This window comes from Ensifer adhaerens (assembly GCF_028993555.1).
GTDB classification, from domain to species: Bacteria; Pseudomonadota; Alphaproteobacteria; order Rhizobiales; family Rhizobiaceae; genus Ensifer; species Ensifer adhaerens_I.
Genome location: NZ_CP118610.1, coordinates 107,714 through 129,380 on the forward strand (window position 1 = coordinate 107,714; position 21,667 = coordinate 129,380).

20 protein-coding genes and 1 pseudogene are annotated in these 21,667 nt (G+C 63.1%); 12 read left to right on the forward strand and 9 right to left on the reverse strand.

The annotated features are described in order from the left end of the window. Window positions 1-44: 44 nt before the first annotated feature. Window positions 45-554, reverse strand: a pseudogene (locus PWG15_RS36445) (sel1 repeat family protein); the annotation flags it as partial. A gap of 213 nt (window positions 555-767) precedes the next feature. Between PWG15_RS36445 and PWG15_RS00510 the strand changes: the two are divergent. Continuing rightward, window positions 768-1,391 (forward strand): FecR family protein, encoded by a 624-nt coding sequence (locus tag PWG15_RS00510; protein WP_342457055.1) that lies wholly within the window; start codon window positions 768-770, stop codon window positions 1,389-1,391. Window positions 1,392-1,457: 66 nt separating this feature from the next. Here PWG15_RS00510 and PWG15_RS00515 read toward each other — a convergent pair whose 3' ends face one another. Together PWG15_RS00515 and PWG15_RS00520 are read right to left on the reverse strand one after the other, a co-directional pair. Continuing rightward, complete coding sequence (locus PWG15_RS00515; protein WP_275022555.1) at window positions 1,458-3,320, reverse strand: CHASE2 domain-containing protein; 1,863 nt, start codon at window positions 3,318-3,320, stop codon at window positions 1,458-1,460. A gap of 5 nt (window positions 3,321-3,325) precedes the next feature. Further along, window positions 3,326-4,030: a Crp/Fnr family transcriptional regulator gene (locus PWG15_RS00520; RefSeq protein ID WP_275022557.1), complete on the reverse strand. Its 705-nt coding sequence runs from the start codon at window positions 4,028-4,030 to the stop codon at window positions 3,326-3,328. Window positions 4,031-4,291: 261 nt separating this feature from the next. Between PWG15_RS00520 and PWG15_RS00525 the strand changes: the two genes are divergently transcribed. Beyond that, window positions 4,292-4,714, forward strand: coding sequence for a DoxX family protein (locus PWG15_RS00525; RefSeq protein WP_275022558.1), 423 nt, complete (start codon window positions 4,292-4,294; stop codon window positions 4,712-4,714). 56 nt (window positions 4,715-4,770) lie between these two features. Here PWG15_RS00525 and PWG15_RS00530 read toward each other — a convergent pair whose 3' ends face one another. Together PWG15_RS00530 and PWG15_RS00535 are read right to left on the reverse strand one after the other, a co-directional pair. Beyond that, window positions 4,771-5,199, reverse strand: coding sequence for an RbsD/FucU family protein (locus PWG15_RS00530; RefSeq protein ID WP_275022559.1), 429 nt, complete (start codon window positions 5,197-5,199; stop codon window positions 4,771-4,773). After that, window positions 5,199-6,431: an ROK family transcriptional regulator gene (locus PWG15_RS00535; protein WP_275022560.1), complete on the reverse strand. Its 1,233-nt coding sequence runs from the start codon at window positions 6,429-6,431 to the stop codon at window positions 5,199-5,201. The genes PWG15_RS00530 and PWG15_RS00535 overlap by 1 nt, the downstream gene beginning before the upstream one ends. Window positions 6,432-6,775: 344 nt before the next feature. On the opposite strand from PWG15_RS00535, the gene PWG15_RS00540 reads away from it, so the two are divergent. From PWG15_RS00540 to PWG15_RS00570, 7 genes are all read left to right on the forward strand, one after another. Further along, window positions 6,776-7,801, forward strand: coding sequence for a sugar ABC transporter substrate-binding protein (locus PWG15_RS00540; protein ID WP_275022561.1), 1,026 nt, complete (start codon window positions 6,776-6,778; stop codon window positions 7,799-7,801). Window positions 7,802-7,999: 198 nt separating this feature from the next. Beyond that, on the forward strand, window positions 8,000-9,085 hold the full coding sequence (locus PWG15_RS00545; protein ID WP_275022562.1) for an ABC transporter permease: 1,086 nt from the start codon (window positions 8,000-8,002) through the stop codon (window positions 9,083-9,085). After that, window positions 9,085-9,867 (forward strand): ATP-binding cassette domain-containing protein, encoded by a 783-nt coding sequence (locus PWG15_RS00550; protein WP_275022563.1) that lies wholly within the window; start codon window positions 9,085-9,087, stop codon window positions 9,865-9,867. The genes PWG15_RS00545 and PWG15_RS00550 overlap by 1 nt, the downstream gene beginning before the upstream one ends. Beyond that, window positions 9,864-10,484 carry a nucleoside triphosphate hydrolase gene (locus tag PWG15_RS00555; RefSeq protein WP_275022564.1) on the forward strand — a complete coding sequence of 207 codons (621 nt, stop codon included), beginning with the start codon at window positions 9,864-9,866 and terminating at the stop codon, window positions 10,482-10,484. Before PWG15_RS00550 ends, PWG15_RS00555 begins: the two co-directional genes overlap by 4 nt. Before the next feature lie 203 nt (window positions 10,485-10,687). Then, entirely contained in the window at window positions 10,688-11,725 is a 1,038-nt protein-coding gene (gene pyrC / locus PWG15_RS00560) for a dihydroorotase (protein ID WP_275022565.1), read from the forward strand. 127 nt (window positions 11,726-11,852) lie between these two features. Continuing rightward, window positions 11,853-12,545, forward strand: coding sequence for an orotate phosphoribosyltransferase (locus PWG15_RS00565; protein WP_275022566.1), 693 nt, complete (start codon window positions 11,853-11,855; stop codon window positions 12,543-12,545). A 90-nt stretch (window positions 12,546-12,635) separates the two neighbouring features. Next, window positions 12,636-13,562: a carbohydrate kinase family protein gene (locus PWG15_RS00570; RefSeq protein ID WP_275022567.1), complete on the forward strand. Its 927-nt coding sequence runs from the start codon at window positions 12,636-12,638 to the stop codon at window positions 13,560-13,562. 7 nt (window positions 13,563-13,569) lie between these two features. Here the strand turns inward: PWG15_RS00570 and PWG15_RS00575 are convergent, their stop codons facing one another. Together PWG15_RS00575 and PWG15_RS00580 are read right to left on the reverse strand one after the other, a co-directional pair. After that, window positions 13,570-13,788 carry a helix-turn-helix domain-containing protein gene (locus PWG15_RS00575; protein WP_275022568.1) on the reverse strand — a complete coding sequence of 73 codons (219 nt, stop codon included), beginning with the start codon at window positions 13,786-13,788 and terminating at the stop codon, window positions 13,570-13,572. Between the two features lie 3 nt (window positions 13,789-13,791). Then, entirely contained in the window at window positions 13,792-14,346 is a 555-nt protein-coding gene (locus PWG15_RS00580) for a DUF2975 domain-containing protein (protein ID WP_275022569.1), read from the reverse strand. An 82-nt stretch (window positions 14,347-14,428) separates the two neighbouring features. Here PWG15_RS00580 and PWG15_RS00585 point away from each other — a divergent pair, with 82 nt between their 5' ends. Beyond that, window positions 14,429-15,022 (forward strand): hypothetical protein, encoded by a 594-nt coding sequence (locus PWG15_RS00585; protein ID WP_275022570.1) that lies wholly within the window; start codon window positions 14,429-14,431, stop codon window positions 15,020-15,022. Between the two features lie 79 nt (window positions 15,023-15,101). On the opposite strand, the gene pgi is transcribed toward PWG15_RS00585, so the two are convergent. Beyond that, window positions 15,102-16,727: a glucose-6-phosphate isomerase gene (gene pgi / locus PWG15_RS00590; protein WP_275022571.1), complete on the reverse strand. Its 1,626-nt coding sequence runs from the start codon at window positions 16,725-16,727 to the stop codon at window positions 15,102-15,104. A 138-nt stretch (window positions 16,728-16,865) separates the two neighbouring features. Then, window positions 16,866-18,566, reverse strand: coding sequence for a long-chain fatty acid--CoA ligase (locus PWG15_RS00595; RefSeq protein WP_275022572.1), 1,701 nt, complete (start codon window positions 18,564-18,566; stop codon window positions 16,866-16,868). A gap of 339 nt (window positions 18,567-18,905) precedes the next feature. On the opposite strand from PWG15_RS00595, the gene PWG15_RS00600 reads away from it, so the two are divergent. Beyond that, window positions 18,906-20,129, forward strand: a complete 1,224-nt coding sequence (locus PWG15_RS00600; RefSeq protein ID WP_275022573.1) for an MFS transporter — start codon at window positions 18,906-18,908, stop codon at window positions 20,127-20,129. A 187-nt stretch (window positions 20,130-20,316) separates the two neighbouring features. Next, window positions 20,317-21,477 (forward strand): AI-2E family transporter, encoded by a 1,161-nt coding sequence (locus tag PWG15_RS00605; protein ID WP_275022574.1) that lies wholly within the window; start codon window positions 20,317-20,319, stop codon window positions 21,475-21,477. The last annotated feature ends 190 nt before the right edge of the window (window positions 21,478-21,667 follow it).

Here is a 21,667-nt window from a genome sequence, read left to right on the forward strand (position 1 = left end):
CCGGCGAGCGTTGCCCGTTCGAACCATTCGACCGCCAGCTTGCCGTTGACCGGCGTGCCCATGCCGTCGCGATAGGAAACGCCGAGATTGTAGGCGGCGAGAACATTGCCGGCGGCAGCGGCCTTCTGGTTCAGTGCGAATTCGGTGGCGGTGTCGCCCTGTTCACCCATGAGGACAGCGTAATTGGTCATCGCCAGCGCGTGGCCGTGTTCGGCTGCTTCGCCGAGAATGCGCAGCGACTGGGCCTTCTGGCCTGCCTTGTCGAGCACGCGGGCAAGCTGAAATTCGGCGCGCGCGCCGCTCTTCTGGTTATAGGCCTCGCGGCAGGCCGAAAGCGCCACGCCGATGCTGATGTCGTCGGTGGCAACGGCCGGGAAAGTCTGGTTGCGTTGCAGGTCGAAGATGCTGCCCGCTTCGCGGTCGCAGACTTCGGCAGCGGAGAGCTCGGCAGCACGTGCCGACGGCAGGGCGATCGCCGCCACCGCGAGCAGGCTGACGATCGCCAGCAACAGGGCGTTGATGATGCGGGTGCCGGATGTGCTGCGCTTTTCCATGGTGCTCTCCCCTTCTCTTGACGATGAATTTATCGGCGACCTTCGCGGAAGGCTGTTCCGGCGGGAACAGCCCGCAGGCAAAAGCTCTGGCGGAGTGACGGAGGAACATGTGGGGCGGCCTTTGAGCCGGCTTGCATCCGGGAACGCCGGGGCTATCCTCGAATGTCGCAACGCTCAAACGGGAGAGGGGCAATGGAAGATCTGGCAGCGCCAATGCGCAAGATGCTGGTGAGCCGACGCGTCGTCGTCGGTGGTCTGTTGCTGGCGGCGGCCGGTGGTGGTGTTGCCACCTCCTGGGCAAGCCCCTCCCTTGGCGAGGCAACGGAGGTCCGCGGCGACGTTCGACGGAAGCAGGCGGATAAGGATGACCCGCTCGCGGGCGGCAGCCAGCTCTTTGAGAATGACCGCGTGCACACGAGCGCCGAGAGTTTTGCGACCTTGAACCTCGGCACCGACACGCGCGTGCTGCTCGGCGCTGAAACCGAATTGCTCGTCGATAGCTTCATCGCCGGTCAGGGCGGCACGCTCGAACTCGGAACGGGTCGCATGGTCTTCGACCGGCCCGAGGGCCTGCCGAAGGTCGATGTAGCGGTTCGCACCGCCTTCGGCATGATCGGCGTTCGCGGCACCAAATTTTTCTGCGGGCCGAGCCGAGCCGCATTCGCCGTCTTCGTCGAACATGGCAGCGTTTCGGTCGCGCGTGGTAGTGTGACCCGGATCGTCGCTGCGGGGCAGGGGGTGGAGTTCCATCACCGTGGTGACGCCCCGAGCGAGCCCATCAACTGGGGTGAGCCGCGTATCAGGGAAGCCTATGCCAGCGTCGGCCTGACACGTTGAGCCGACGCTATTCCGGACAATAGGCTGCCTTGCACGTTGTGTCCCGGCAGCTGGCTTTCCGGCGCTTTAATCCGCAACCGTAAAAAGCTCCATCGTCGCAAAGCCGCGAATTTCGTGGCTGCCGAGCGGGCGAAGCGGCTGCCTGCTTTCCGCCGCCGCGGCGGGCCCAACGCAGATTGCGGTGCCGAGGAACTTGTTCGCCTCCTGCAACCGTGCGGCCAGGTTGATCGCGTCCCCATGGGCCGTGTAGTCGAGCTTGCCGCCGGCGCCGACTTCGCCGACGACAGCCGGCCCGGTCTCGACGCCGATCCTCGTCCTGCCGAAGCTGTTGGCCGCGAACTGCGGACGCCGACGCATCTCTTCGGTCAGCGCATGGATCGCCCTGGCGCAATCGATGGCCCTGTCGACATGCTGAGGGAGGTCTTCGGGCGCATTGAAAAAGGCGTGCACCGCATCGCCGACCACCTTGTCGACCATGCCACCATGCGCCGCCACCAGCGCATTGACCTCGGCAAAGTAGATGTCGAGCAGCGCGATGAGGTCCCGCGGTTTCAGCCTTTGCGACAGGGACGAAAAGCTCTCGATATCGGTGAAGAGCGCCGTCACCTGCCGCTCCTCGCCGGCCACGCGCGCAAGCCCGGGATTGTCGATGTAGCGGGCGACGACCGATTGCGGCAGGTATTGCGAGAATTTCTGCCGCGCCGCGGCTTCCGCTCGCCGCACCCGGGTAAACTGCAGGACGCTCGTGACCGCGAGAACCACGGCGAGCGCGACGGAAATGCTGACCGCATCGATAAGCCAGCCGCTGATGTCATAGATGGAGGCTGCTGCCGCGACAACGGCGGCAACCGCACCAAGGCCGAGCGCCGCCGATATCAGCGGTCGAAGGCGGGCGGCCGCGAAGGCGATGCCGAGTCCGGCGATGAGGGCCATGGCGGCCTCGGCGAGCGGAAGTCGATCGTCGCGCTTCGGTATGAAGCCGGTCAGGATCGCGTTGGCAATATCCGCGTGGATCTGAACCGAGGGCTCGAGCGGCATCGAGGCGCTGGGCCGCAAGCCCCCAAGGTTCGGCAGGCTGCTGCCGATGAGCACGAGTTTGCCGGTAAACCGGTCTGCTGCCGCCTTGCCGGACAGCACGTCGGCGGCGGAAACGGTGCGGGCGGCGAGCCGGTCCGCGGCACTGGCGACGAAGCGCAGGCTGCCGGTTTCGTCGAGCGCGATCACCTGTCCGTCGATGCGCAGCCAGGCGGGTGTGCCGCCGAGGATGGGCGTTCCGGCTCCACGCATCAGCCGTGTCGCCTCGATCGCCAACGTCGGGTAGGCGTCGTTGCCGAGAATGGCATACGCCTGAACCCGGCGGATGCGCGCATCCTCGTCACCAACGAGAAACGAGGCCGCCGCCGCCTTCGCACGGTCCATGAACGCGGCACAGGAGGTTTCGGCGCCATCGAGGAACCAGAGCTCGGGCGGGGCGAAGGGGCGGCTCAGTGCCAATGGCGGCACCGGGCGCGGCCGCTCCTGCACCGTGTCGGCCACAAGAAAGCCGAGCACGACGGGAACGCGTCCAAGGGCGGAAGCGAGGGCCGCGTTGCCATCGCCGGTCGCATTGCAATCGGCGCTAAAGACGAAGTCGACGGCCACGGCCTTGGCGCCAGCCGACGCAAGCCCCGACAGAAGATCGGCGGTTGCGGTCCGGTCCCATTCGCCAGAGGGGCGTGATTGGTTGGCCTGGCGGTCGATGTCGACGACAAGGATGTCAGGCGATTGCGGGGCAGGAATCCATTGCGTCAGGCTGTCGAAGAACAGCTCGCGCTGCGTTTCGAATACCGGCTCGGCGAAGAGATAGAGAGCGACGGCAACCAGCAGGCTCGTCAGGAACCCGCCGGCAAGCGGAGTGAGGCGCAATTGCCGGCGCGGCTCAGCGGCCATGCGGTCTAGTCCTCCTCCGGGTCGGCAATGCTGTGCAGGCGGCCGACCTTGCAGGCTATGATGCCGTCGCTGCGCTTGATCGCGCCGCTCTCCTCCAGCCATTGGATGGCGCGGTTGACCTTCGGCCGGCTGGCGCCGAGCACACCGGCGATATCCGTCTGGCTCATGGTCAACCGGAGATTGGCACTTTCCGGCAGCTCGTTTCCGTGAATCTGCCTGAGCGTGGCAAGGAAGAAGCGCGCGACGCGGGCATTGAGATCGTAAAGCGCGATGGTCTCGAGCCGCTCGGTCGTGTCGCGCAGCTGCGCGCAGAGAAAGCGGATGACGGCTTCGGCCGCTTCCGGCCGGTTGGTGACGATATCGAGAAAGGCCTTCTTGCCGATCACGTAGCCCTCGGAGGCGGTCATCGCCGTGGCGTCGGCAGACCGCGTCTGGCCATCAAGCACCGCCATCTCGCCGAAGATCGCCCCGGCTTCGTGCTGGCGCAGCATGAGTTCGCGGCCTTGTGGCGTGATCAGCGACAGCTTGATGCGCCCGGAGATGACGACAATCATGTAATTGCCTTCGTCGCCACGCTGGAAGATTACGGTGCCGGCCGGCCACTTCCTGTAGGTCGCAATATCGGCAAGTTCGGCAATGGCATCCTTGTCGAATTCTTCAAAGATTGGAAACGAGCGCCAGAATGTCGGGCTCCGGTTGATTTCGTTCATGACATGCCCCCGCGCGGCGTCCCCTGCCGCGCCGAAATTCTTCGCCCAGCCGCCTCGTCCTTGCAATAGAAAAGAACGATGCGCCGACGATGTGGTTCCATGTTCGTCCGCGGACAAGTCAGCAAGCGCCAGGCTCCGAGGTTGACGATGTCAGCTGGTCGTTTCATTTTCTTGAACGATCTGTCGCTTCCGAAGCGGCTAGATGATTTTGAAAATGCTGATACTTCTGTTGCCAACAACCGTTTCTCACAGGAGCCTCGCATGCCTCAGAATGTTGTCGTCCTTATCGGACGCGTCCTCCTTTCCATCATGTTCATCATGTCCGGTTTCAGCAAGCTCATGGATCCGTCGGGCACGGCCCAGATGATCACCGGCGCTGGTTGGCCGGCTCCGACCGCACTCGCCTACCTTGCCGGCCTCTTCGAACTCGTCGCCGGACTTGCCGTTCTCGTCGGCTTCCAGACGAAGATTGCTGCCTACCTGCTTGCGGCGTTCAGCCTCGTGACCGCCTTCGCCTTCCACAGCGGCGCGATCAACATCCCGACCTTCCCGCCGGAAGCCAATGGCCTGCTGACCGTCTTCAACGGCCTGATGATGATGAAGAACATCGCGATCGCCGGTGGTTTCCTCGTGCTCGCTGCTTTCGGTCCTGGCGCGCTGTCGGTTGACAAGCGCGGCGCCTGAGCCCGGTTTCGTACCAATCACAAAAGCCCGCCGTCTATCGGCGGGCTTTTTGCGTTTCAGGGATAGATCACACCCTTGCGCAGGATGACATTGCCGTAAAGCCGGGGCTCGCTGGTCTGGACCACGGTGTGGGCAGCTTTGACCCGCGGATAGAAATCCGCGCCGAGCAGGGGAACGACGCGACGGTCCGGCTCATGACGTCCGCAACAATCGATGATCTCGCGATGCACCGGGTCGAGTGCGTCCTTGTCCTGCTTGACTGTCGCGCGGAAGATTGCTTCGGACACGAAATCGTCGATCGGCAAAACGCTGAGGATGGCGTCGAGCACCGGGATCAACGCATGCCCGTCGAGCCGGATGAGCCGGCGCGCGTGTTCCTGGCCCGGATAGTTGCCGTCGACGAGCGCGATCTCGTCGCCATGCCCCATGGCTCTGAGCGCGTAGAGCAATTCTGGACTGAGGATCGGGTTTAGTCCTTTCAGCATCAGCTGAGCTCCTTGAACAGGACATTGGTATCGAGCAGGTAGCGGGAGAACAGCGGTAGGCTGGCGCCGCCGATGGCGCGGGCGTGGCTGCCGACCATGCCTTCCACCAGTTCCGGAATGGTCACCCCCTGGAGGTCGAGGTCGTAGAGCGCCTTGCGTGTCGCAGCGAGCAGCCGGGCCCGAACCCAGGGCGGAAAGCCGCCGTCGATGACGACGGCCGAGAAGTCGACGATCGAAACGGCCGACACGACGGCCTGCGCAAGGGCCGCGCCGCAGTCGTCGATCCAGATGTCGAGCGGCTCGCCGAAGTCGATCCAGTCGTCGGCCGAGTACCAGAGCGGCCGCGGGTCGATGCCACGGTCGCGCAAAAGGTTCTCGAGAACGAAGACCGAGGCGATCTTGAGCAGCTGGATGGTCTTGCCGTCCTTGCCCGAGACCGGCAGCGGGCCCACGGCGCCGGCGGTGCCAGTGCGTCCGGAGAAGAGTGCGGAATTCAGGACGACGCCGCCACCGATGAACGAGCCGATGTAGAAGTAGACGAAATCGGGGTAGCTGGCGCCGACGCCGAAGGCGAGCTCGGCGCCGCAGGCGCTGGTGCCGTCGTTCTGCAGGAAGACCGGATAGGCGGTGCGGGCCGATATCGCGGCTTGCAGATCGATATCGCGCCACTTGTTCATTTCTTCCCGCGGCGCGCCCACTTCCTCCGCCCAGTTCCAGAGTTCGAAGGGCGTGGCGATGCCGACACCGGCGATCCGCTTGCGCTGGTCCGGCGTCAGTTGCTGTTCATGCTTCGCCATGCCCGAAATGATGAAGTCGACGAGATCGCCAGGCAGCGGATAGGCATGCACATGGTGCAGGTGCAGCCGGATGGTGCCGACGAAATCCATGAGCACGAGATCGGCGCTGCGCCGGCCGATCTTCACGCCGAAGGAAAAGACCGCGTCCGGGTTGAGCCGCATCGGCGTCGATGGTTGTCCGACCTTGCCGCGAACAGGGTCGCCCTTGACCAGCAGGCCGTCGCTTTCGAGCGCCCGCATGATCACCGAAACGGTCTGCGCGGAAAGGCCGGAACGGCGGGCGATATCGGCTTTGGAGAGGCCGCCGTGGCGTCTGACCAGCGACATGACCAGGCGCTCGTTATAGGCGCGCACACGCGTCTGGTTGGCGCCACCGCTTGGATCGATGACTTCTGGTTGCGTCGGTCCCCGATCAGGACCGTCTGTCAATGACATGCCACCGTCTCCTCCCGTTGGCATTAGATTATTTTGAGCAGGATGCGGGCGGAAACCGCATCCACTGTTCCTCATCCCGCTCTGGCGTCCGCTTGGCGCAGGTCTGTTGTTTCCGCTTGTCGCGGCTCTGTCAATTTGACGGGCGCTGCAATCCTGGGGCGGAGCCTCGTCATCCCAAGAATGCCACATCGAAATAATAATTCAATTTGATTTATTTATTGACACCCCGGAAATTTAGTGTTTGTTTTTGTCTCGGAAGCGCCAATTGCAGCGGAGGAGAATGCTGCGAAAGGTGTGGCCTGGGCCGGTCCGCTGGCACGATTTTCAATCCTTGGGAGGATTTCATGAAGAAGACTGTTCTTTCTGCTGCTTTTGGCGCGCTGTCGCTTGGCGTTGTCTTCGCCGCGCCGGCGCAGGCTGCTGATGTTGGCGCCTGCCTCATTACCAAGACCGATACCAATCCCTTCTTCGTCAAGATGAAGGAGGGTGCCACCGCCAAGGCCCAGGAACTCGGCGTGACTCTGAAGGCCTATGCCGGCAAGATCGACGGCGACCATGACAGCCAGGTGGCCGCGGTCGAATCCTGCATTGCCGATGGCGCCAAGGGCATCCTGATCGCCGCTTCCGATACCAAGGCGATTGTCGACCAGGTGAAAAAGGCGCAGGAAGCCGGTCTGCTCGTGATCGCCCTTGATACACCGCTTGATCCGCCGACCGCCGCCGACGCGACCTTTGCTACCGACAACCTGCTCGCCGGCAAGCTGATCGGCCAGTGGGCCGCCGCCACCATGGGTGAGGGCGCCAAGACCGCCAAGATCGGTTTTCTCGATCTCCTTCCGTCGCAGCCGACCGTCGACGTCCTGCGTGACCAGGGCTTCATGATGGGCTTCGGCATTGACACGAAGGACCCGAACAAGATTGGCGACGAGGATGATCCGCGGATCGTCGGTCACGACGTCACCAACGGCAACGAGGAAGGCGGCCGCAAGGCCATGGAAAACCTTCTGCAGAAAGACCCTGAGATCAACGTGATCCACACCATCAACGAGCCGGCCGCCGTTGGCGCCTACCAGGCGCTGAAGGCCGTCGGCAAGGAAAACGACGTGCTGATCGTGTCGGTCGACGGCGGTTGCCCGGGTGTGAAGTCGGTCGCCGAAGGCGTGATCGGCGCGACCTCGCAGCAGTACCCGCTGATGATGGCCGCCCTCGGTATCGAGGCGATCAAGAAGTTCGCCGACACCGGTGAGAAGCCGAAGCCGACCGAAGGCAAGGACTTCTTCGACACCGGCGTTTCGCTCGTCACCGACAAGCCGGCCGCCGGCGTCGAATCGATCGACACCAAGGTCGGCACGGACAAGTGCTGGGGCTGATTGCCCGGCCTTGGCGGTCACGACGACAAAACAACGGAAGGGCGGCCCCGGCCGCCCTTCGCGTAAGCGCCGATGTCTTTGACAAGGCGAAGAAAACCGCGCAGCTTTTAATGAGTGCTATTGCCCGCGTCTTGGTGGGCGGGCTGTGCACGACACCATCGCAACCCCTTGGGAGTGGGGTTCACGGGAGGAAGGTCCATGGGCGAGCCCAACACAGCCGCACAGCCATCCCAGGAATTCGAAAAAGTCCTGGTCAACAGTTCAACGCAGGTCGCGTCGTTCGATACGCATGACAAGACGCCGATCCAGAAGATCCAGCATTTCCTGCATTCGACGCCGGCGGCTGTGCCGTTCATCGTGCTGGTTGCTGCGATCCTGATCTTCGGCATCGCCATCGGGGGCAAGTTCTTCTCGTCCTACACGCTGACCCTCATCCTCCAGCAGATCGCCATCGTCGGTATCCTCGGCGCCGCGCAGACGCTGGTGATCCTGACTGCCGGCATCGATCTTTCGATCGGCGTCATCATGGTGCTTTCGGCGGTCATCATGGGCAATTGCGCCGTCACCTACGGCCTTCCGGCACCGATCGCGATCTTCATCGGCTTCGTCGTCGGCGGCGCGTGCGGCCTCCTTAACGGTTTCCTGGTGTCCAGGGTCAAGCTTCCGCCGTTCATCGTCACGCTGGGCACCTGGTACGTGATCATGTCGACGAACTTCATCTATTCGGCGAACGAAACGATCCGCGAGGCCGACGTCACCGCCGTCACCCAGATGCTGCACGTGTTCGGCGTGAGCTTCAAAGTCGGCTCCGCCGTGCTCACCCTCGGCGTCATCACGATGGTCGCGCTGGTCTTCGGCCTCTGGTATGCGCTCAATCATACCGCCTGGGGACGCCACCTCTATGCCGTCGGCGATGATCCGGAAGCGGCCAAACTCTCCGGTATCCGCACCAGCCGCGTGCTCTTGAGCGCCTACACGCTGGCGGGCCTGATTGCCGCCCTTGCCGCCTGGGTCTCGATCGGCCGCAATGGCTCGATCTCGCCCTCGGCTGCGGTCACCGACTACAACCTCCAGGCCATCACCGCAGCGGTCATCGGCGGCATCTCGCTCTTCGGTGGACGCGGCTCGATCCTTGGAACGCTGATCGGCGCCATGATCGTCGGCGTCGTCTCCATGGGGCTCAACATGATGGGCGCCGATCCGCAATGGAAGGTCTTCCTCACCGGCGTGCTGATCATCACCGCCGTCGCAATCGACCAATGGATCAGAAAGGTAGCAGGCTGATGGCTCAGGAACCCATTCTCACCGCGCGCGGCCTGGTCAAGCGATATGGTCGTGTGACGGCCCTCGATCATGCTGACTTCGATCTCTACCCGGGCGAGATTCTTGCCGTCATCGGCGACAACGGTGCGGGCAAATCCTCGATGATCAAGGCGATTTCCGGCGCCGTCACGCCGGATGAGGGCGAGATCAGGCTCGAGGGCCAGCCGGTTCACTTCCGCTCGCCGATGGACGCACGCTCGGCCGGCATCGAGACCGTCTACCAGAATCTGGCGCTGTCGCCGGCCCTCTCGATCGCCGACAACATGTTCCTCGGCCGCGAGATCCGCAAGCCTGGCATCATGGGCAAGCTCTTCCGCACCCTCGATCGCGCGGCGATGGAACAGAAGGCGCGGGCAAAGCTCTCCGAGCTTGGCCTGATGACCATCCAGAACATCAACCAGGCGGTGGAAACGCTCTCGGGCGGCCAGCGCCAGGGCGTGGCGGTGGCGCGTGCCGCGGCCTTCGGCTCCAAGGTGGTGATCATGGATGAACCGACGGCGGCACTCGGCGTCAAGGAAAGCCGGCGGGTGCTGGAACTGATCCTCGACGTGCGCGCCCGTGGCCTGCCGATCGTGCTGATCTCGCACAACATGCCGCATGTATTCGAGGTGGCCGACCGCATCCACGTTCACCGGCTCGGCAAGCGGCTCTGCGTCATCAATCCGAAGGAGTACACGATGTCGGACGCCGTCGCCTTCATGACCGGGGCGAAGGAGCCGCCGCGCGAGGCGCTCGCGGCATGAACGTCGAGCCGATCGCCAAAGAAATCCTGAAACGGGCGGCGGATGCTGCCCGTTTCGTCGTCGCCATCGCCGGGCCGCCAGGTGCCGGCAAGTCGACGCTGGCGGACGCGCTCGCCGAGACCCTGGTCTCAGGCGGCGAAAAGGCGGCCGTCCTGCCGATGGACGGGTTTCACATGGACAATGCGGTCCTTGAACAAAAGGGCCTCCTTGCCCGCAAGGGCTCGCCGGAAACCTTCGACGTCCGGGCTTTCCTGTCGACGATCTCAGCGGTCCGCGCCAATGACGGCGAAGTGCTGGTTCCGGTCTTTGACCGCTCGCGCGAGATCGCGATCGCATCTGCTAGGATCGTCGCCCCCGAGACCCGCATCGTGCTGGTGGAGGGAAACTACCTGCTGCTCGACGAGGCGCCCTGGAACAGGCTCGAGGGTGCCTTCGATTTCTCGATCTTCATCAATCCCGGTGTCGAAGAGCTGGAGCGGCGGCTTTTGCAACGCTGGTACGATCATGGCTATGACGAGGAGGCGGCCAAGCGCAAAGCCTTTGGCAACGACATCCCGAATGCGCATAGGGTCGTCGACCACCAGCGGCCCGCCGATCGCGTGCTTGCGGATTTCTGAGCGATGGTCGGATTGCGCATTGTCTTCCCGGGCGCATTGGTGTTATCGAGACGCGGTTCCACCACATGAGTAACCGCCCGCCACCGCACCTGCCGGCTGCACAGCCGCGCGCGCGGATCGGGCGCGAGCACCGGGAGCGGGATCAGGAAAAGTGTACGCGGATTTCCGCCTGCATCCCGCCCTGACCTAGGAGAACGCTGACCATGCAAGACCTCGTTATCCGCCGGCCGGATGATTGGCACCTTCACCTGCGCGACGGCGATATGCTGAAAGGCGTTATCGCCGATACCAGCCGCCACTTCGCCCGCGCGATCATCATGCCCAACCTGGTGCCGCCGGTCGTCACCACCGCAGACGCCAGCGCCTATCGCGAGCGTATCCTTGCAGTGATCCCTGCGGGCGATAGCTTCGAGCCGCTGATGACGCTCTACCTCACCGCAGGCACGAACCCTGACGACGTCGAGGCGGGCCATAGAAGCGGCCTCGTCAAGGCGGTGAAGCTCTACCCGGCGGGCGCGACGACGAATTCACACAGTGGCGTGCGCAACATCGACGAGGCGATGCCGGTGCTGGAACGCATGGCGAAGATCGGCCTGCCGCTCTGCGTCCATGGCGAAGTCACGAGCGCGGACGTCGACATCTTCGACCGCGAGGCCGTGTTCATCGAGACCGTGCTCGACCCCTTGCGCAAGCGCCTGCCGGAACTGAAGGTGACGATGGAGCACGTCACCACCAAGGACGGTATCGATTACATCAAGGCGTCGAAGGCAAACCTTGCCGGCTCGATCACCACCCACCACCTGATCATCAACCGCAACGCCATCCTCGTTGGCGGGATCAAGCCGCACTACTACTGCCTGCCGGTTGCCAAGCGCGAAAACCACCGTCTGGCGCTGCGCGCTGCGGCCGTCTCCGGCGACAAGCGCTTCTTCCTCGGCACGGACTCCGCACCGCACGTCGACCCGCTGAAGGAATGCTCCTGTGGCTGCGCCGGCATCTACACCTCGATCAACACCATGAGCTGCCTGGCGTATGTGTTCGAAGAGGAAGGCGCGCTCGACAAGCTCGAAGCCTTCGCCTCGCTGAACGGCCCCGCCTGGTACGGCCTGCCGGTCAATGAGGAGACGATCACGCTCAGGAAGCAGGCGGACGCCGTTTCCTATCCCAAGAAGATCGAGACCGGCGCCGGTCTGGTCACCGTTTTCGATCCGATGTTCCCGCTCCACTGGGCCGTCGTCTGATCGCCACTGCATAATTCCCTGGGCCGGATGGATCCAAGGACAAAATTATGCAGCAGTTCAAAGTGTTACAGCGACCTTCGCGCGTCTGAACAGACGCGCGGCGCTGTAGAAATTGAAGGAGAGTTTGATGTTTTCCAACGCGTTCACCGACAAGGCTGTGATGGCCGAGCTGGTTGCCAAGATGCTCTGGGAGATCAAGGCGGTGCATTTCAGCGCCGACAAGCCCTACAAGCTGTCGTCCGGCATGGCGAGCCCCGTCTATATCGACTGCCGCAAGCTCATCTCTTACCCGCGCATCCGCTCGGCGGTGATGGACTTTGCCGCCGCTTCCATCCTGCGCGAGGCGGGCTTCGAGAAGTTCGACGTCGTCGCCGGTGGCGAGACGGCCGGCATTCCTTTCGCCGCGATGCTCGCCGAGCGTCTCGGCCTGCCGATGATCTACGTTCGCAAGGCGCCGAAGGGCCACGGCCGCAACGCCCAGATCGAAGGCCATATGCCGGAAGGCGCGCGCGTGCTTGTGATCGAGGATCTGACGACGGCCGGTGGGTCGATGTTCAAGTTCATCGACGCCATTCGCGCTGCGGGCGGCATCGTCGACCATGGCATCGCGCTCTTCTACTACGACATCTTCCCGGAAGCGGTCGGCGAGATGAAGGGCAAGGGCGTCGACCTGCACTGGATCGCCACCTGGCGCAACGTCCTTGCGGTCGCCCGCCAGCAGGCGCTCTTCGATGAAAAGACGCTCAGTGAAGTCGAGGCCTTCCTGAATGCGCCGCTTGCCTGGTCGGGTCGCAACGGCGGCGTGATCGCCCTGGCGTAATGTCCAAGGAGGCCCCGGTTCGGCCGGGGTCTCGCAACTTCCCAGATTCAGTTTTTAAATCGATTGAAATTTGACCGAGGAGGACGACCGATGATCGTATGTTGTGGTGAAGCGCTGATCGACATGTTGCCGCGGGACACGACCGCAGGCGAGAGCGCCTTTGCGCCCTATGCCGGTGGCGCGATCTTCAACACGGCGATCGCGCTCGGCCGCCTCGGCATCCAGACCGGCTTCTTCACCGGCCTGTCCGACGACATGTTCGGCGATATCCTGCGCGAGACGCTGAAGGCGGCGAATGTCGATTTCGGCCCCTGCGCGACGCTCTCGCTGCACACCACACTCGCCTTCGTCAAACTGGTCAACGGCCACGCCAGCTACGCCTTCTTCGACGAGAACACCGCCGGGCGGATGATCACGATCGAGCATCTGCCGGCGCTCGGCGATTTCTGCGAAGCGCTGCATTTCGGTGCGATCAGCCTGATCCCGGAGCCCTGCGGCTCGACCTATGAAGCCCTGATGACGCGCGAGCATGAAAAGCGGGTGATCTCCTTTGACCCGAACATCCGGCCGGGTTTCATCAAGGACAGGGACGCCCATCTCGCCCGGATGAACCGCATGGCGGCGATGTCCGATATCATCAAGTTCTCCGACGAGGACCTTGCCTGGTTCGGCATGGACGGCAGCCATGACGAGCTTGCCGCCGAATGGCTGAAGCGCGGACCGAAGCTGGTGCTGATCACCAAGGGCGCCGATGGTGCCGTCGGCTACACGGCGCGCCATAAGGTCGAGGTCGCCGGCGAGCGCGTCACTGTCGTCGACACGGTCGGCGCCGGCGACACCTTCGACGCCGGCGTGCTGGCGTCGCTGAAGCTCGCCGGTCTCCTGACCAAGGCGGATGTTGCCGATCTCGGTGAGACTGCCGTCCGCAACGCGCTCGCGCTCGGTGCCAAGGCGGCGGCCGTCACGGTTTCCAGGGCAGGGGCGAACCCGCCGTGGAAACACGAAGTCGGCCTTTGAGCCTCATCTAACCGTCTTCTGGATCCGGGCGATATTCGAGAATATCGCCCGGCTGGCATTCCAGCACGGCGCAGATTTTCTCCAGCGTGTCGAAGCGCACGCCTTTTACCTTTCCCGATTTCAGCAGCGAGATGTTCTGCTCAGTGATGCCTACCTGCTCGGCGAGATCGCGTGAGCGGACTTTCCGTTTCGCCAGCATGACGTCGAGGTTGACGATAATCGGCATCCCCTAGACGAAGCTCCTGTTCTCCGCGTCGACCCCCGACGCGATAACCATGACATGGCCGAGGCCGACGACGAGGCCCGCCATCAGCAGAACGACGATGGTGCCGCCATTGATGTCGACGACCACCGAGCGTCCGCTGGCGCCGGGATTGTCGTAGGTGACGGCAAGGATGCCGATGCCGTTGCTGATCGTCATGCACAGTGCGCCGGCAAACGCAGTCAGTCCCACACGTCGGAGCAACACGCCATTGCGGCCGGAGAGGATCTCGCCACGCTGGAAGCCATCGAAAAGCTGCCAGGCAAAGGCCAGACCGGCAAGAACGAGCGCGTTGTTGATGGCGGTCAGGAAAACGACCGTGGCGATGGCGCGGTAGGAGAGGGTGATCGTTTCCAGCCGGGGAAAGACGACGTCGCGAATGCTCTGCTCGAAGCCCTGCCGGTCAAAGAAAATCTGCCAATGCCCATAAACGACCGCCGAGCAGAACAACACTCCGCTCAACACGACCATGAGCTTCATGAAGCGGCTGAGCTTGCGCAGCCTCTCGGTGGTGTCGGTCATAAAAAATCCTTTATCGTTTGACTTGTATTTTTATCGTAAGACAATAAGTTTTTCTCGTCAATTGTGATTTTGGTGACGTGTCGTGCCTCTTCGATTTCTCAAAAACCCTTTTCTTTTCCTGCTGTTGAATGCGCTTGCCGCCTGTGCTGCCCTGAACGCAGGCTCGATCGACAAATTGTCGAAGCTCGATCCCTCGAAGACCGATCCGGCGGATCTGCGTGTGGCGCTCATGGTGCCGAAGGAGTTGGTCCTCAAGCGGGGCGACGCCACACTGGGACTTTCCTGGCGCGAAGGTGATGCGCCGGCGGAGAGCCAGAACTACGCGCTCGACATTGAAGCAGGTGGCGTGTCGGCCTCCGCCCTTGGAAGTCACGTCTCCTCGGGTGAGACGCTCTACGTTCTGGCTCTCGCCGAGACGGATGCGGCGCGTTTGCGCATGCTGCAGGCGAAAGTCGCACTGGCGAAAGGAGGGAAACCCAATAGCCGCGGCAGCCTGTCGGTCAATTTCTCGGGCGGCTGCTGGCGTGGCGATTTTCCGGCTGGGCGCAAGGTCACGGTCAATGCCTGGATGCAGATGGCGCCGGACACGGACTATTTCCCGGTGCTGTCAGATCTGGATCTGATGCAGGTGTTGAAGCCGGCGGGGGCGATGGCGCTGCCTGCTTGCCCCCTATGACAAGGCCGGAGGCGTGGTTACGCCTCCGGCCTGATCTTGTAGCGGCGCTGTTCTGGACGCAGCCGCTTGCAACGGCTTCCTAGCGCGCCGCCTTCCGCAGCGCCGCGACGAGGCCCGCCGTCGAAGAATCGTGGCCGGCAGCATTCTCCTTGCCTTCGACCACTGGCAACAGGCCGGTTGCCAGCTCCTTGCCGAGCTCGACGCCCCATTGGTCGAAGGAGTTGATGTTGAAGAGCGCGCCCTCGACGAACACGCGGTGCTCGTAGAGCGCAATCAGGCGGCCGAGCGCGAAGGGATCGAGCTGATCGTAGACGATCGTCAGCGACGGGCGGTTGCCGGTGAAGACGCGGTGCGGGGCGATTTTGTCCGCCTTGGCGTCTGCCATGCCCTTGGCGGTCAGCTGCGCCTTGGCCTCGGCGAGCGTGCGGCCCTTCATCAGCGCTTCGGACTGCGCCAGGCAGTTGGCGATCAAGAGTTCATGCTGGTGGCGCAGGTTCTTTTCGTGGCCGTTGGCCGCGATCATGAACTCGGCCGGAATGATATCCGTGCCCTGGTGGATCAGCTGGTAGAAGGCGTGCTGGCCGTTGGTGCCGGGCTCGCCCCAGACGACCGGGCCGGTCGAGTACTCGACGGGTGTGCTGTCGAGCGTCACCGCCTTGCCGTTCGATTCCATGTCGAGCTGCTGCAGATAGGCAGGGAAGCGCGACAGGCGCTGGTCATAGGGCAGGATCGCGCGCGACGGATAGCCGAGCACATTGCGATGGTAGAAGCCGAGGAGGCCGAGCAGAACGGGAATGTTCTGGCGGATCGGGGCCGTGCGGAAATGCTCGTCGATGGCGTGGCCACCATCGAGGAAGCGGCCGAAATTCTCCTTGCCGACGGCAATCATCAGCGGCAGGCCGATCGCCGACCAGATCGAGTAGCGGCCGCCAACCCAATCCCAGAAGCCGAAGACGCGCGCCGGATCGATGCCGAAGGCGGCGACCTTGTCGAGCGCGGTCGAGACGGCAGCGAAGTGGTGACCAACGGCAGCCTCGCCGAGCTTGCCGGCGATGAAGGCGCGGGCGGTCGCCGCATTGGTCATCGTCTCGATCGTCGTGAAGGTCTTCGAGGCGATGATGAAGAGCGAAGTTTCCGGATCGACGAGCTTCAGCGTGTCGGCGATATGGGCGCCGTCGATGTTGGAGACGAAATGAAGCCGCGGGCCGTCATGGAAGGGCGCAAGCGCCAGCGTCGCCATGACCGGGCCGAGATCGGAGCCGCCGATGCCGATATTGATGACATCGGTGATCTTCTTGCCGGTGGCACCCTTCAGCGCGCCCGAGCGGATGCCGTCGGCAAAGGCGCCCATGGCAGTAAGAACGCCGTTGACGTCGGGCATCACGTCCTTGCCGTCGACGAGCACGGGCTTGTTGCCGCGGTTGCGCAGCGCCGTATGCAGGACGGCGCGCTCTTCGGTGATGTTGATGATGTCGCCGCGGAACATGGCGTCCCGCTTCTCCTCGACCTTGGCGGCCTTGGCGAGTGCTTCGAGCCCATCAATCACCCTGTCGTTGACGGCGCATTTCGAATAGTCGAGCAGTAGGTCGCCGAGCGTGGTGCTGAAGCGCTTGAAGCGCTCGGCATCGCTGGCGAAGGCGGCGCGGATATCGGTTGCGTTGGTCTCAGAGGCGGTTGCTTTGAGTTGGTCGACAAGCGCTTTCATCGCAGGGCTCCTTGGTCGGACAGGGTGTCGGACAATCGCCTGCGTAGCTATTCGCTTTAGGCCGTTCAAATCAAGCCCGCAAAACCGCCGAAGTGGCGGTTTTCAGGATTTTTTAAATCGTTTGAATTTTGGAGTAGTTTACCCGCGCAGGTCCTTGCGCAGGATCTTGCCGACGTTGGTCTTCGGCAGTTCGGTGCGGAATTCGACATAGCGCGGGCGCTTGTAGTTGGTGAGGTTGGCGGCGCAGTGGCGTTTCACGTCGTCCTCCGTCAGCGCCGGATCCTTCTTGACCACGAAGAGTTTCACCGCCTCGCCGGAATGCTCATCCGGAACGCCGATCGCCGCGCATTCGAGAATGCCCGGATGGGTCATCGCCACTTCCTCGATCTCGTTCGGGAAGACGTTGAAGCCCGATACCAGGATCATGTCCTTCTTGCGGTCGACGATCTTGACCAGGCCGTCCGCGTTCATGAAGCCGATGTCGCCCGAGCGGAAGAAGCCGTCGGGCGAGATCGCCTTGGCGGTTTCATCCGGCCGCTGCCAGTAGCCCGACATCACCTGCGGGCCGCGAATGCAGATCTCGCCAACTTCGCCGATCGCCAGCGTGTTGCCCAGATCGTCGCGGATCTCGACGTCGGTGGAGGGGATCGGCATGCCGATCGTGCCAGTGAACTCGGTGGCGTCGAGGATGTTGGCCGTTGCCACCGGCGACGTCTCCGACAGGCCGTAGCCTTCGGCGATCGAGCACCCGGTCATCTGCTTCCAGCGTTCGGCAACCGGGCGCTGGATCGCCATGCCGCCGCCGAAGGTCAGCATCAGCGACGAGAAGTCGAGCTTCTGGAACTCGGCATTGTTCATCAATGCGTTGAACAACGTGTTGAGGCCGGGGAAGATGTTGGTCTTGTACTTGCCGAGTTCCTTGACGAAGCCCGGAATGTCGCGCGGATTGGGGATCAGGATGTTGTTGCCGCCGGTCGCAAGTCCCATCAGCGAATTCACCGTCAGTGCGAAGATGTGATAGAGCGGCAGCGCGCACATGAAGACGAGGTTGTCCGGGCGAGCGCGCGAGCGGAACGCCGTCTGGAACCAGATCTCCATCTGCGCCATGTTCGTCAAAAGGTTCGAATGGGTGAGCGTCGCGCCCTTCGAAACCCCCGTGGTGCCGCCGGTATACTGCAGGAAGGCGACGTCGCTCGGAACAACATTCGGCTTCGTCAATTTGGCTCGTCCGCCCTTGGCCAGCACGTTTCTGAACGAGAGGTGGCCAGGGATCGACCAGGCAGGAACCAGCTTCTTGACGCGACGGACCACCAGATTGACGATGGCCCCCTTGAGGCCCAGCATGTCGCCCATCGTGGCGACGACGACGTGCTTGACGGAGGTCTTGTCTGCCACCTGCTGCACCGTGTGCGCGAAATTCTCGAGAACGAAGATCGCCTTGGCGCCGGAGTCGACGAGCTGGTGCTGCAACTCGCGCGGCGTATAGAGCGGATTGACGTTTACGACGGTAAAGCCGGCTCTCAAGATGCCGTAGACGATGACGGGGTTCTGCAGGATGTTCGGCATCATCACGGCGACACGGTCGCCCTTGGAGAGCCCGATCGACTGCAGCCAGGCACCGATCCTGGCGGATTCGGCGTTGAGGTCGGCAAAGGTCAGCGTCTTGCCCATGCAGGTGAAGGCTGGGCGGGTCGAATAGCGGGCGACGGCGTGATCGAAAAATTCGCCGATCGATCTGTAGGGCAGGGGGCCGATTTCGGCTGCTATGCCGGGTGGATAGGATTTCAGCCAGATCTTGCCTGGGCTGGTACCCGTTTGTTGTGCGCTGACTTCCACCATGACCTCTCTCCCTCTGGTCGCCACAGGCTGGCCTGCTCGCGGCCTGAGAAAACCCCTCCCGATCTCCTCATGCCGATGAAGATGATGCTTTTGAGACACCTCTTCAAGCTGAGATTCGGGATTATATAACTTTGACGTAAACGTCAACTGAGCTTACGGTTAACAGGCGCGGACTGCGCCCTCGAAAAAGTATGACGAGAGCCGCAAAAGCTTTGCCTGCCAAGGTAAAACACTGTATTGCATTGCAGCATATCCCTGTTGGTCCGATCCAACATCCGCCGACATATTCCCCAGTTTATTCTCCGGTCCACTCGGTCCGGACGACGCAGGCCATTGCTCATGTGTGACGAAGCTTACTCCTCCGCCGTCGAGCCGCGCCGTGCCCGTGTGTCCGCTGCCGAAGTGGCGCTCGCCGTCGGCGGCTTTGGCATCGGCACCGGCGAGTTCGCGATCATGGGTCTTTTGCCGCAGGTCGCCGAGGATGTTGCCGTTTCGGTGCCGCGGGCAGGGGCCGTGATCAGCGCCTATGCGCTCGGCGTCGTCGTCGGCGCGCCCTTGATCGCTGTGCTTGCCGCCCGCTTCTCCCGCTTCCGCGTGCTTCTCGCGCTGATGCTGATTTTTGCCGTCGGCAATTTCGCGAGCGCGATCGCGCCGGATTTCTACACGCTGATCGCCGCGCGCTTCTTCGCCGGCCTGCCGCATGGTGCCTATTTTGGCGTCGCGGCCCTGGTGGCCGCCGGTCTCGCTGCGCCGAACCAGCGGGCCCGTGCCGTTGGCCGGGTGATGATGGGCTTGACCATCGCCACCCTCTTCGGCACGCCGCTCGTCGCGTGGTTCGGGCAGGCGCTCGGCTGGCGTTCCGCTTTCGCCATCGTCGGCGGCATCAGTTTTTTGACCGTGGCGCTGACCTTCGTCCATGTGCCGCGCGACAAGGGCAATCCGAAGGCGACGCCGCTTCGTGAGCTGGGCGCGCTTGGCAAGCTGCAGGTCTGGCTGATGCTCGGCATCTGCGCCATCGGCTGCGGCGGCATGTTCGCCGTCTTCAGCTACATTACCCCGGCGCTGACCGAGGTCGCGGGTGTATCGCTTGCCAACGTGCCGATCATGCTGTCGGTCTTCGGCGCCGGCATGATCCTCGGCAATATCGTCGGTGCCCGGCTTGCCGATTGGGCGTTGCTGCCGGCGATCGGCATCGCCATCGTCTTCAACATTTTCGCCTACGTGCTCTTCTACTTCACCATGGGCAATCCGTGGATCGCGATCGTCAACGTGCTCTTCATCGGCGGCGGTTTCGCCGTCGTGCCGGGCGTGCAGACGCGGCTGATGGATGTCGCCGGCGAGGCACAGACGCTGGCGGCGGCGCTCAGCCATTCCGCTTTCAATCTCGCCAACGCGCTTGGCGCCTGGCTCGGCGGTGCCTCGATTGCCGCCGGCTATGGCTGGACCTCCACCGGTCTCGTCGGCGCCGTTCTCGGCGTTGCCGGCTTCGGTATCTTCCTCGCATCCGTCTTTGTCGATCGCGCTCAACCCGCCCGCCTGGCTGCAAAACCTGCGGCGGAATGACCGGCTTTACCGAAAGAAGGCCGGGGGAACTTGCACCTTCCTAAATTTTTCTGTCATGTCCCGCCGTTAGCGTCGCTATGGCCCTGAAACTACCGTAAAGCAGGGGCAAAGGGGCGGCGCGCGGCGTCAGGTAGGCTGGCAAGACCGCGGGTTTGTTGTAAGCTCGTCGGAAGACGGAGGATCATTGGTGCAATTGGGCAATCGCGAACGAGAGAATTTCGCCGTGGAGCCACGGCTCCTCGGGCACACAGCCATTTCGCGCCATGCCCTTGTCGGCCCCATGACCGCTGCCCGCTGGATGCTGGTCTTCGTTCTCTTGGCCGGTGTCTATTTCTTCCATGGTTTCGTGGTCCCGGTTCTGGCCGCCGTTGTCATCGGTTTTGCCAGCTGGCCGATCTATCGCCGGCTGCTTGCCGCCGTGAACGGCAACCGTACCCTTGCCGCGACCATCGCCATCATCAGCGTCATCTCCTTCATCGTCGTGCCGATCTCGATTGCCGCCGTCTATGCGGTCGATGAAGTGCGCGACTGGGTCGTGTGGGCGGTCGAGACCAATGCCAACGGTGCCGTCGTGCCCGCCTGGCTGACCGGCATTCCAATTGCGGGCACGTGGCTCGGCGAACAATGGGTAAAGCATGTCGGCCATCCGGGTGCGCTTGGCGAACTCGTGCAACTCGTCAGCGGCTCCAACATCGGCAACATCTATCGCGGCGTTCTGGTCGTTGGGGCATCGACGTTCCACGCCTTCCTGACGCTGCTTTTCATGCTGATCACGCTGTTCTTCGTCTACCGTGACGGCCAGTCCTTCTCCGGCCAGCTCGACCGCCTTGGCGAACGCATCTTCCCCATGCGCTGGGAGCGGCTGTCGCGGGTCGTGCCGTTGACGATCAGCTCGACGGTGACCGGAATGGGCATTATCGCCATCGGCGAAGGCATCGTGCTTGGCGTCGCCTATTGGCTGGCCGGCGTTCCGTCGCCGGTCACCCTCGGTATCATCACCGGCCTGATGGCCCTTATTCCGGGCGGCGCGCCGCTCTGCTTCACGCTCGTCTCGGTCTATCTCGTTGCCAGCGGCTCGCCGGTCCATGGCATCGCGCTGTTTGCCTGGGGCACGACCGAACTCTTCATTGTCGACAAGACCCTGCGGCCGCGCCTCGTCGGCGGGCCGATCAAGCTCCCCTTCCTGCCCACCTTCTTCGGCCTCGTCGGCGGCGTGAAGACCATGGGCTTCCTCGGCCTCTTCGTCGGCCCGGTGCTGATGGCGCTGCTGGTTGCCATCTGGCGTGAGTGGATGCGCGAAGTCACCGCCCCCACCGAAACGACCGTCAACCACATCATCAAGGGCTGAGCCATAGGTTTGGCCGCGGCCGCCAAAGGGCGGCCGCATCGACCCTGCATCGTTTCTTGAAACAGAGAAGCGGCCAGATTTCTTGTTTAGTTTCAGATCGGGAGCACCTTCGCGAATTTCCCGCGAGGGCCTCAACGGGCGCCTTTATCTTTTCCTTATGCGCCCTCCCAACCATCGCAATCGATAATTG